The sequence below is a fragment of the Streptomyces sp. genome, from assembly GCF_031181705.1.
Lineage (GTDB): Bacteria > Actinomycetota > Actinomycetes > Streptomycetales > Streptomycetaceae > Streptomyces.
This window is the reverse complement of sequence record NZ_JAPSKN010000074.1, coordinates 17,828-28,000: the sequence shown is the minus strand read 5'-3', so window position 1 is coordinate 28,000 and position 10,173 is coordinate 17,828. Positions and strand designations below refer to the sequence as shown.

Annotated in this window: 5 protein-coding genes and 1 pseudogene; 3 read left to right on the top strand and 3 right to left on the bottom strand. The window is 72.8% G+C overall.

The features are described 5' to 3' along the window. The 3 genes and pseudogenes from RIN80_RS16040 to RIN80_RS16030 form a co-directional block, all read right to left on the bottom strand. Positions 1–910: pseudogene (locus tag RIN80_RS16040) on the bottom strand (hypothetical protein); the annotation flags it as partial. Further along, positions 907–2,430: a GT4 family glycosyltransferase PelF gene (gene pelF / locus RIN80_RS16035; protein ID WP_309096275.1), complete on the bottom strand. Its 1,524-nt coding sequence runs from the start codon at positions 2,428–2,430 to the stop codon at positions 907–909. The pseudogene RIN80_RS16040 and the gene pelF, both read right to left, overlap by 4 nt. A gap of 100 nt (positions 2,431–2,530) precedes the next feature. After that, positions 2,531–4,564 carry a hypothetical protein gene (locus tag RIN80_RS16030; protein WP_309096274.1) on the bottom strand — a complete coding sequence of 678 codons (2,034 nt, stop codon included), beginning with the start codon at positions 4,562–4,564 and terminating at the stop codon, positions 2,531–2,533. A 345-nt stretch (positions 4,565–4,909) separates the two neighbouring features. Here RIN80_RS16030 and RIN80_RS16025 point away from each other — a divergent pair, with 345 nt between their 5' ends. The 3 genes from RIN80_RS16025 (at position 4,910) to sucB (ending at position 10,031) form a co-directional block, all read left to right on the top strand. Then, entirely contained in the window at positions 4,910–6,436 is a 1,527-nt protein-coding gene (locus tag RIN80_RS16025) for a leucyl aminopeptidase (protein ID WP_309096273.1), read from the top strand. 294 nt (positions 6,437–6,730) lie between these two features. After that, the gene (gene lpdA / locus RIN80_RS16020; protein ID WP_309096272.1) at positions 6,731–8,119 is read left to right on the top strand and encodes a dihydrolipoyl dehydrogenase; all 1,389 of its coding nucleotides are present in this window, start codon (positions 6,731–6,733) and stop codon (positions 8,117–8,119) included. A gap of 61 nt (positions 8,120–8,180) precedes the next feature. Beyond that, on the top strand, positions 8,181–10,031 hold the full coding sequence (sucB, locus tag RIN80_RS16015) for a 2-oxoglutarate dehydrogenase, E2 component, dihydrolipoamide succinyltransferase (RefSeq protein WP_309096271.1): 1,851 nt from the start codon (positions 8,181–8,183) through the stop codon (positions 10,029–10,031). The last annotated feature ends 142 nt before the right edge of the window (positions 10,032–10,173 follow it).

Sequence of the window (10,173 nt, the reverse complement as noted above, 5' to 3'; positions counted from 1 at the left end):
CGGGCGCGGGAGCGGTGCCGGGCGCGCCGAACGGGAGCAGGGCGACGAGGCCGGCGGTCCAGCCGTGCGTGTCCTTCAGGGCGGGCGCCACCTCGCGCAGGCCGAGCACCGCGACCGCGGCCAGGGAACCCAGCAGCAGGGTCAGGGCCGCGGCCTCGGGCAGCGGGTCGACCAGGGACAGCAGGGCGCCCGTCGCCATCGGCGCGAGGGCGACGAGCAGGTGCCGTTCGCGGCCCATTACCAGCAGGACCGTCGCCGCGGCCAGGTAGCAGGACTGTCCGGCGGCGAAGGCGACGACGGCCGGGGCGGCGGCACCCGCGCACACCAGGGCGACCAGGGTGCCGAGCAGCGCGCCCACCGGGGCGCCGAGCAGCAGGGCGCGCCGGGCTGCCGTCCCGTCGCCCAGGCCCAGCCAGGCGTACGCGCGGTGGGCGAGGCCCTGGTTCCACGTCCAGCCGCACAGGGCGCCGGCGAGGAGCGGGACGGTGCCCGCGGGGAGCCCGAAGTCACCGGGGCCGGTGAACAGGGGGGCGCCGAGGACGTGGGCGAGGCCGGGCAGGGCGAAGACGACGCCGCGCAGCAGGCAGCCGAGCAGACCGATCCGCCAGGGGTCGGGGGCGGGGCCGTCGGGCTCGGGGTAGCGGCGTTCGACGCGTTCGTAGAGGGTCTCGGCGAGCGCGAAGGAGTCCTTCACGCCGTACCGCTCGCGTATCCGGTCGTCGGACAGGCCGTCGGATTCCAGCAGGGCGGCTATCTCGTCCGGGTGGACGGCGGCGGCGGTGAAGTCCTCCAGGCGGGCGGCGAGTTCGTCGACCGGGTCGGGCCGGGCCCAGCTCGGGGTGCGCTGCCGGGGGACACCGGGGACGACATCCGGGCGGGAGCCCGGGGGCATCCGGACGCCGCCGCTCACCAGCCCGCTCCGTCCGTCGCGAGGGCCGCGTACCAGGGGTCGCGCAGCTCCAGCGTCCAGTCGGCGACGGTCTCCACCGCCGGCTCGTACACTTCGTCCCCTCCTGCGAGTTCCTGGTAGATGGTGCGGAAGGCGTCCACCGAGCGGCGCAGCGTGAACCGGTCGATGACGCGCTGGCGGGACAACGCGCCCAGTCCCAGCCGTCGTTCGTCGTCCTTGAGCAGGGTCAGCGCGGCGGCGGCCATCTTCTCCGGCTCGCGCGGGGGCACCACCAGGCCCGTGTCGCCGACGGCCTCGCGCACGCCCCCGACGTCCGTGGACACCGTCGTACGGCCGCAGGACATGGCCTCGATGAGGGAGAACGGGAAGCCCTCCGAGATGGACGACAGCATGACGACGTGGCCGGCCGCGTAGGCCCGCCAGACCTCGCTGACGCGGCCCTCGAAGGTGAGTCCGTCGCTGACGCCCAGTTCCGCGGCGAGTTTCTCCAGGCGGGTGCGGTAGGCCTCACCGCCGGGCGGGACCGGGCCGAAGAGTCTCAGCCGGGTCGCCGGGATCTCGGCGCGCACCATCGCGTAGGCGCGGATCAGGGTCTCCAGGTCCTTGATGGGGTCGATCCGGCCGCACCAGGACAGGGTCGGGACCTCTGGCTCGGGACCGGCGTGCGGGAAGGCGGCCGGGTCGACGCCGTTGTACACCGTGCGGATCCGGTCGGCGTCGGCGCCGCCGCGCTCCTCCCAGCGCCGGTTGTACCGGTTGCAGGGGGTGATCAGGTCGGCGGCCCGGTAGCCGTGGGAGTTGAGCTCGCGGTAGAAGCCGAGCATGAAGGCCTTCACGGGCCAGCGCTGGGTGGCGCCGCGGTGGCCGAGGTAGCGCTCGCGCAGGTAGATGCCGTGCTCGGTGAGGAGGAACGGCACGCCGTCCAGGTGGCGGGCGGCGAGCGCGGGCAGGGTCGCCAGGCCGCTGCTCACGGCGTGCGCGACGGACTCCTCGGGGATGCGGACGCCGAGGGGGCGCAGGGCGTGCTCCAGCAGGTCGGTCGCGGTCAGCGCGTCGTGCACGGTGGGGCGGGCGGCGGCCGTCGGCAGATGCGGCATGGTCCAGATCCACATCAGTGACCGCAGCGCCGACTCGGTGCGCAGGGCCGCCGCCAGGTATCCGTCCCGGGCCGGTTCGGCCAGTTCGTGCAGGGACTCGCCGAAGTCGGCGTGGGAGCCGGGGTCGAGGAAGGAGAGCAGGAAACGCTCGTAGGTCTCGGTGAAGCGGCGGCGGGCCCTGCCGTACGGGGGCCTGCCGCGGCCGGGGCGCGGGCCCCAGGTGGGGACCGGGGTGTGGGCGCGGACGTTGGGCGGCAGCTCCCAGGTGACGGGTTCGCGGCCGCTGCCGGTGAGCGAGACGAGGTGGAAGTCGACCTCCGGCATGCCCTTGACGAGCTGGTCGCACCAGGTGCTGACGCCGCCGTGGACGTGCGGGTAGGTGCCTTCCGTGAGCATGGTGACATGACGGCCTGTTCGCCTCATGCGGTGTTTCCCCCTGTGGTGCGGATGGTGTGCGGGGAACTGCGGCCCGGATGCCGTGTGCGGGTCCCGTGTGGGCTGTCGCGCAGTTCCCCGCGCCCCTCTAGGGCAGCTTCAAGGTGAGAGCCGACTGGAGTGCTGCCGGGGTCGTCCAGGCCGAGCGGGCTCCCGCGTACGGGGTCCCGAACGCGCTGGTGCCGAGCAGGAGTTGCTGCTTGGTCCCGTTCGGGACGGTGACCGGGATCTGCGTCCCCGACGGGGCGGTGACGGTGACCGTGTTCCCGATGCGGTACGCCGTGACGCGGTTGTCCGCCAGGGCGCTCCGCCAGGCGGCGCGGCGCTGCACCTCGGTGCCGATGGCGCTGTGCCGGGGGTTCTCCAGCGGGGTGTTGTCGGCGAACAGCGCCCGGTAGCGGTCGAGCACCTGCTCCATGACCGGGTAGAGCAGCCGGTCCTCGGCCAGGTTGGACTGGTGCGCGTAGTGCGGCCGGGGGTCGCCCGCGAGGACGTGGCCGAGGGCGGTGCGCGCCTCCTGCGGGACGATGTGCTCGGCGTAGCCGGTGGCCGGGTCGAGCGGCTCGTCGAGACAGGTCGACGTGGGGTTGTCCTCGCAGACGCCGCTGCCGCCGTCCGCCCGTGAGGTGTAGACCCAGTTGTACTCGTCGGCCATCTCGGCCGCCGTGCCCACGTTGTAGTACACGTTCATCGGGTGGCGCGGCACGGTCAGCGCCTTGCCGACGGCCCGCTGCCCGGGCTCGCGGGAGTTGTCCGAGGCGATCCACCTGACGCCGGTGTCGGCGAGGGCGCCGGCCAGGTGGGGGTTGTCGTCCGGCTGCTGGGGCAGCGTCCGCAGGCCCGAGTGCTCACCGGTGACCAGCTCGGTGCGGTCGACGGGGAGCCCCTTGTTCACGGCCCAGGCGTGGTTGTCGCGGATCTGCGCGGCGATCTCGGCGCGGCTCATGTACGTCGTCGAGCCGTCGGCGTTCTTCGCGCAGCTCCACGGCACGGTGGAGGTGTCCTGGACGCAGCCCAGGAAGGGGTGCGTGTAGGTGTGGTTGATCCAGCGGTACTGCGCCTTGTCGGCGAGGAGCCGGTCGGTGAGGGCGTCGGTGCCGCCGTGCTGGGCCCTCCACTCCTCGCCTGAACCGGCGTTGAAGACCATGTCCATGGTGAAACCGTGCGCGCGCTGCCACTGGGCGGCGTAGGCGGCGTCGTCCGCGGTCATGCGGATCGGGGTGGTGCCCTCGCCCTCGCCGCCCGCGCAGTCGAAGTCGCCCGGGGTGCAGTCGCGGGCGGTGTCCCAGCGGCTGTCCGGGGCGAAGACGTCGTCGACGTGGACCGCGAAGGAGTTGCGCGTGCGGCCCAGGTGCACGCCCTGGGTGAGCCATTCGACGATGCCGCGGGCCAGCAGCCGGAACTGCTGCTGGTTGCCGTTGTAGGCGAACGTGACGACGAGTTCGCGGCGGCCGTCGTGCGCGTACTCGCCGACGAGGCTGCCGCGGCCGGTGCCGCCGGGCACGGGGAGGTCGACGTAGCTGGTGTAGCCGGTGCGGGGCCGGGCGACGTAGCCGTAGCTCTCCTGCACGCCGGGCGCGTTGTCCTCGAAGCGGAACGCGCCGTCGAGGTAGCCGAACCAGCCCGCCTTCCCGGCCGCGGTGACGGACGCCTCACGCCCGTCGAGGGCGCCGGCCCAGCCGCCCTCGCTCGTGTAGTCGAGCCCGACTCCCGGGTGGGCCCAGGTGTAGGCGTCGACCTGCGGGACGCCGTACGTCCGCTCGTAGGTCTCCAGGGCGGTCTGCTCGGCGGAGCCGGCGCCGAACGGGGCCTCGTTCGGCAGGACGACGCCCTGGTACTTGGCGCGGGGCCGGCCGCCGGCCGTGTCGCTCAGGAACGACTCGGTGATCACCGGGCGGCCGGTGTCGTTCAGGTCGACCGTCGTGTACGGGATGCCCGTGTTCTCGAGCTGGTCGACGACGGCCCCGACGGAGCTGTCGCCGTTGTCGACCACCAGCACCCGCAGATCGACGCGCGGGTCCTCCGCGGCCGCCGCCCCCGGGGCCACCGCCCCCGCCACGACCATGCCCGCCGCCGTCACCCCGGCGGCCGTGTTTCTCCATTTGCGCGCACGCGGCGCCATGGTGCCTCCCCCAGAAGATCCCCCGGGGTCCTCGTGCGTCGTCAGACGCAGGGACCGCGGGGATCGCACAACGCGGTGAGCAGGGCGCTCACCGGATCCCGACGAGTGTGACCCAGTTCACCGGTGTGAGGGATCAAGAAATGGCCACTACGCCACCGACAGGTGAACGACCGCAGGAATGAGCGAACGGGCCCACGCGCGTAGTCTCGTCGTCGAGTGTTCGCCGCACCGGGAAGGCCCCGCGCGACCTGCTCCCCGAGGTCCGCATAGGGTCGGCTGTCGGGCCCGGTCGACCCACACCGTTCGACCATCGCAACTTCACATCGGAAGCGAGATTTCACCACCGTGACTGCTCTCACTCTCAGCACCGCCGCGGCGCCCGGTCTGCGGGCCGACGCGATCGTGATCGGTGTCGCCAAGGGAGCCAAGGGGCCGGTCGTCGCACCGGGCGCCGAGGCCGTGGACAAGGCGTACGACGGCAGGCTCGCCGGCGTCCTGGAGACGCTCGGCGCCTCCGGTGCCGAGGGCGAGGTGACGAAGCTGCCGGCGCCCTCCGGCTTCAAGGCACCGCTCGTGCTGGCGGTGGGCCTGGGCGCGGTGCCCGAGAAGGACGCCGCCTACGACGCCGAGGCCCTGCGCAAGGCCGCGGGCATCGCGGCCCGCACGCTGTCCGGCGCCGGGAAGGCCGCCTTCGCCCTGCCGGTGACCGACGCCGCAGACGCCGGCGCGATCGGGGAGGGCGCGCTGCTCGGCGCGTACTCCTTCGACGCGTACAAGGAGAACGGCAAGGACCCCAAGGCGAAGAACGGCAAGGCCCCGCTCGCCGAGGCCGTCCTGCTCGGCGGCAAGCCGCGCGACAAGGCGTACAAGGCCGCGATCGAGCGCGCCGTCGCCGTCGCGGAGGAGCTCAACCGCGCCCGCGACCTGGTCAACACCCCGCCCAACGACCTGAACCCCGAGTCCTTCGCCGCGATCGCCCAGGCCGCGGCCAAGGAGCACGGCATCAAGGTGCAGGTGCTCGACGAGAAGGCCCTGGCCAAGGGCGGCTACGGCGGCATCCTCGGAGTCGGGGCCGGCTCGGCCGCCGGACCGCGCCTGGTGAAGCTGTCCTACACCTCGCCCAAGGCGAAGAAGCACCTCGCCTTCGTCGGCAAGGGCATCACGTACGACTCGGGCGGCATCTCGCTGAAGCCGGCCGGTCACAACGAGACGATGAAGTGCGACATGAGCGGCGCGGCCGCGGTGTTCGCCGCGGTCGTCGCCGCCGCGCGGCTCGGCCTGGAGGTCAACGTCACCGGCTGGCTGGCGCTGGCCGAGAACATGCCCTCCGGGTCGGCGACCCGACCGGGTGACGTGCTGCGGATGTACAGCGGCAAGACGGTGGAGGTGCTCAACACCGACGCCGAGGGCCGGCTGGTGCTGGCGGACGCGCTGTGGGCCGCGTCGCAGGAGAAGCCGGACGCGATCGTGGACGTGGCGACGCTGACCGGGGCGATGGTGCTGGCCCTCGGCAACCGCACCTTCGGGATCATGGGCAACGACGACGCGTTCCGCACGGCGCTGTACGAGGTGGCCGAGGAGGTCGGCGAGCCGGCGTGGCCGATGCCGCTGCCGGAGCACCTGCGCAAGGGGATGGACTCGCCCACGGCCGACATCGCGAACATGGGCGAGCGGATGGGCGGCGGGCTGGTCGCCGGTCTGTTCCTGCGCGAGTTCGTGGGCGAGGGCATCACCTGGGCGCACCTGGACATCGCGGGTCCGGCGTACAACGAGGGCGGGCCGTTCGGGTACACGCCGAAGGGTGGCACGGGCAGCGGTGTGCGGACGCTGGTGCGGCTGGCGGAGCTGACGGCTGCGGGGGATCTGGGCTGACCCTCGCCCGGGAGCCCGGTCTCGTCCGCTGTGGGCGAGTGCGGGGGCGTGGGGGTTGTTCGCGCAGTTCCCCGCGCCCCCTTCGGGGCGCGACCGCCGAGGCGTGGATCAAGCTCATGTGAACGTGGGGCGTCTCACACAGCAGCCCGGCGTCTCCTTGTGTGCTGACAAGTGCGAAGATGGGGCTCGGCAGGACAGGGCCCCACCGAAGGGCCGAAGAACGAGCGGCCGGACACCAGCCGCCTGCCGGTCAGTGAAGACCGGCTCACGGCGCACATGCATGGAGGACGTGACGTGGCGAACGACGCCAGCACCGTTTTCGACCTAGTGATCCTCGGCGGTGGCAGCGGTGGTTACGCCGCGGCCCTGCGCGGGGCGCAGCTGGGCCTGGACGTCGCCCTGATCGAGAAGGACAAGGTCGGCGGCACCTGCCTGCACCGGGGCTGCATCCCCACCAAGGCCCTGCTGCACGCGGGCGAGATCGCCGACCAGGCTCGCGAGAGCGAGCAGTTCGGTGTGAAGGCCAGCTTCGAGGGCATCGACATCGCGGGTGTCCACAAGTACAAGGACGGCGTGATCGCCGGTCTGTACAAGGGCCTGCAGGGTCTGGTCGCCTCCCGCAAGGTGACCTACATCGAGGGTGAGGGCCGGCTGTCCTCCCCCACCTCCGTCGACGTGAACGGCCGCCGCGTGGAGGGCCGCCACGTGCTGCTCGCGACCGGCTCCGTGCCGAAGTCGCTGCCGGGCCTGGAGATCGACGGCAACCGGATCATCTCCTCCGACCACGCCCTCGTGCTGGACCGCGTGCCGAAGTCCGCGATCATCCTCGGCGGCGGTGTCATCGGCGTCGAGTTCGCCTCCGCGTGGAAGTCCTTCGGTACCGACGTCACGATCGTCGAGGGCCTGAAGCACCTCGTCCCGGTCGAGGACGAGAACAGCTCGAAGCTGCTGGAGCGCGCCTTCCGCAAGCGCGGCATCAAGTTCAACCTGGGCACCTTCTTCGAGAAGGCCGAGTACACCCAGGACGGCGTCAAGGTCACCCTCGCCGACGGCAAGGAGTTCGAGGCCGAGATCCTGCTCGTCGCCATCGGCCGCGGCCCGGTCTCGCAGGGCCTGGGCTACGAGGAGCAGGGCGTCGCCATGGACCGCGGCTACGTCCTGGTCGACGAGTACATGCGCACGAACGTGCCGACCATCTCCGCCGTCGGTGACCTGGTCCCGACCCTCCAGCTCGCGCACGTCGGCTTCGCCGAGGGCATCCTGGTGGCGGAGCGTCTGGCCGGTCTGAAGACCGTTCCGATCGACTACGACGGTGTCCCGCGGGTGACGTACTGCCACCCCGAGGTCGCCTCCGTCGGCATCACCGAGGCCAAGGCCAAGGAGATCTACGGTGCGGACAAGGTCGTCGCTCTGAAGTACAACCTCGCGGGCAACGGCAGGAGCAAGATCCTGAACACCGCGGGCGAGATCAAGCTCGTCCAGGTCAAGGACGGTGCCGTGGTCGGCGTCCACATGGTCGGCGACCGCATGGGCGAGCAGGTCGGCGAAGCCCAGCTGATCTACAACTGGGAGGCGCTGCCCGCCGAGGTCGCGCAGCTGATCCACGCCCACCCGACGCAGAACGAGGCGCTCGGCGAGGCCCACCTGGCCCTGGCCGGCAAGCCCCTCCACGCGCACGACTGACCCCTCGGTCGACGAACGCGACGACAGACTTCCGCACTTTCCGTAAGGAGCAACCGAAACCATGGCGGTTTCCGTAACCCTTCCGGCGCTCGGCGAGAGCGTCACCGAGGGCACCGTCACCCGCTGGCTGAAGGCCGAGGGTGAGCGCGTCGAGGCCGACGAGCCGCTGCTCGAGGTCTCCACCGACAAGGTCGACACCGAGATCCCCTCCCCCGCCTCCGGCGTGCTGTCCTCCATCAAGGTCGCCGAGGACGAGACCGTCGAGGTCGGCGCCGAGCTGGCGCTGATCGACGACGGCAGCGGCGCCCCCGCGGCCGAGCAGGCCCCGCAGGCCGAGCAGGTCGCCGAGCCCGCCCCGGAGCCTGCGCCGGCCGCCCCCTCCACCGAGCAGGCCGCCCCGGCGCCCGCCCCGACCGCCGACGCCGCCGCCGGCGGTGGCTCCGCCCAGGGCACGGACGTCGTCCTGCCCGCGCTCGGCGAGTCCGTCACCGAGGGCACCGTCACCCGCTGGCTGAAGTCGGTCGGCGACACGGTCGAGGCCGACGAGCCGCTGCTGGAGGTGTCGACGGACAAGGTCGACACCGAGATCCCCGCCCCGGCCTCCGGCACGCTGCTGGAGATCGTGGTGGGCGAGGACGAGACCGCCGAGGTGGGCGCCAAGCTCGCCGTCATCGGCGAGGCGGGTGCCGCTCCGGCCGCCGCCCCCGCGCAGGAGGCCCCGGCCGCCCCGGCCCAGCCCGAGCCCACCCCGGCTCCGGCCCAGGCTCCGGCTCCTGCCCCGGCTCAGCCCGCCCCGGCCCAGCAGGCCCCCGCCCCGCAGGCTCCGGCCCAGCCGGCTCCGGCTCCGCAGGCCCCCTCCGCCCCGGCCCCGCAGCAGCAGACCACCCCGGCTCCCGAGCCGGTCCCGTCCGCTCCCGCTCCCGCGCCGGCTCCGGCCCAGGCCCCGGCCGCACCGGCCGCCGCCAAGCCGGCCGACGACGGCGCCTACGTCACCCCGCTGGTGCGCAAGCTCGCCGCCGAGCAGGGCGTCGACCTGTCCACCGTCAAGGGCACCGGCGTCGGCGGCCGCATCCGCAAGCAGGACGTCGTCGCCGCAGCGGAGGCCGCCAAGGCCGCCGCCGCTGCCCCGGCTCCGGCCGCGGCGGCCGCTCCGGCCGCCGCGAAGAAGGCCCCCACGCTGGAGGCCTCCCCGCTGCGCGGCCAGACCGTCAAGATGCCGCGCATCCGCAAGGTCATCGGCGACAACATGGTCAAGGCCCTGCACGAGCAGGCCCAGCTGTCCTCGGTCGTCGAGGTCGACGTCACCCGCCTGATGAAGCTGCGCGCCCGCGCCAAGGACGCGTTCGCGGCCCGTGAGGGCGTCAAGCTCTCCCCGATGCCGTTCTTCGTCAAGGCCGCGGCCCAGGCGCTGAAGGCGCACGCGCCGATCAACGCCCGGATCAACGAGGCCGAGGGGACCATCACCTACTTCGACACCGAGAACATCGGTATCGCGGTGGACTCCGAGAAGGGCCTGATGACCCCGGTCATCAAGAACGCCGGTGACCTCAACCTCGCCGGTATCGCCAAGGCCACGGCCGACCTGGCGGGCAAGGTCCGCGCCAGCAAGATCACCCCGGACGAGCTGTCCGGTGCGACCTTCACCATCTCCAACACCGGGTCGCGCGGCGCGCTGTTCGACACGATCATCGTGCCGCCGGGCCAGGTCGCCATCCTCGGCATCGGCGCGACGGTCAAGCGCCCGGCCGTGATCGACACCGAGGACGGCCCCGTCATCGGCGTCCGGGACATGACGTACCTGACGCTGTCCTACGACCACCGCCTGGTGGACGGCGCCGACGCCGCCCGCTACCTGACGGCGGTGAAGGCCATCCTGGAGGCCGGCGAGTTCGAGGTCGAACTCGGTCTGTGACCTTCGGTTCCACAGCTGATCGGTGCCCCGTCCGGGTCTCCCGGGCGGGGCACCGTCGTACCCGGGGGCGCGGGGAACTGCGCGACGAGCCACGAACGGCCCGCAGCCGCCCGCGGACCGTCCGGCCCGAACCCACAAGCGC

Coding starts and splice junctions, on each gene's coding strand:
- sucB (WP_309096271.1), top strand. CDS start 8,181: ATGGCGGTTTCCGTAACCCTTCCGGCGCTCGGCGAGAGCGTCACCGAG.
- RIN80_RS16030 (WP_309096274.1), bottom strand. CDS start 4,564: ATGGCGCCGCGTGCGCGCAAATGGAGAAACACGGCCGCCGGGGTGACG.
- pelF (WP_309096275.1), bottom strand. CDS start 2,430: ATGAGGCGAACAGGCCGTCATGTCACCATGCTCACGGAAGGCACCTAC.